The following is an 897-nucleotide window of genomic DNA, read 5'->3' as shown; positions in this document are numbered from 1 at the left end:
CAGTGAGCGTTTTCCATCCTCACTCTGAGCTGGTCAGATGAAGGGCGAGGACGGCCTGGACGAGTTTGGTGATCCGGGTGGTCGAGCACCGCAGCTTGCGCAGCAGCCGCCAGGACTTGAGGGTGGCGACGGCCTGTTCGCCGAGGGCGCGGATCTTCGCGTGGGACCGGTTCACCGCCTTCTGGCTGGTGGAGAGGGTCTCCCACCGGCCCCAGTACGGGGTGCGGACCGTGCCGCCGGCGCCCCGGTATGCCTTGTCCGCCCAGCACGGGATAGCGGCGTCGGCGAGAGCGTCGAGGATGCCGTGTTCACGGGCCGCGCGGATGTCGTGGACGGCGCCGGGCAGGGCCGGTGAGGCCCACAGCAACCGACCGAAGGGGTCGGCGAGGACCTGCACGTTCATCCCGTGCCTCTTGCGCTTGCCGGAGAAGAACGGGCGGTCCGCGGCGATGCGGTCGATGGGCAGGAGGGTGCCGTCCAGGATCAGGTACGCCTTCGACGACGCGGTCCGCACCGCGTCGGTCAGGCCGGCCCAGGGCGAGAGCGGCCAGGAGTTCGACGGCCTCGGTGACGTAGCGGTAGGCCGTCGTGGTGCCCACTCAGAACCCGGCCGCCAACTGCGCATAGGTGTGCCCCACCCGCAGGTGGGCGAGTGTGAGCAGGGCCTGGCGGCCGGCACTCAGGCGCCGCCAGCGGGAGCCGATCGCACGGCGATGCCGCCGCAACTGCTGCGTGAGGAAGCGGAGGGCAGAGCTGGACACGTCAACGCCCGACGGGTAGACAAGCACGTGAAGCCTCTGGTGGAGACGGTTCTCTTGATCGAAAGCCCATCTACCAGGGGCTTCACCATGTTGTCAGCCCAACTACCCGACTGCACGATGAGGTTGGAAAGGGCTC

General features: G+C 68.7%; 1 pseudogene. It reads right to left on the bottom strand.

Annotated features, from left to right (window positions below):
* Positions 1–19: 19 nt before the first annotated feature.
* Positions 20–788: pseudogene (locus ACSLTV_RS36110) on the bottom strand (transposase family protein).
* Positions 789–897 lie beyond the last annotated feature (109 nt).

This window comes from Streptomyces sp. bgisy159, from assembly GCF_965341775.1.
In the GTDB taxonomy this organism is placed as follows: Bacteria; Actinomycetota; Actinomycetes; order Streptomycetales; family Streptomycetaceae; genus Streptomyces.
The sequence above is the reverse complement of the archived record's forward strand: the minus strand, read 5'-3'. Positions and strand labels throughout refer to the sequence as shown.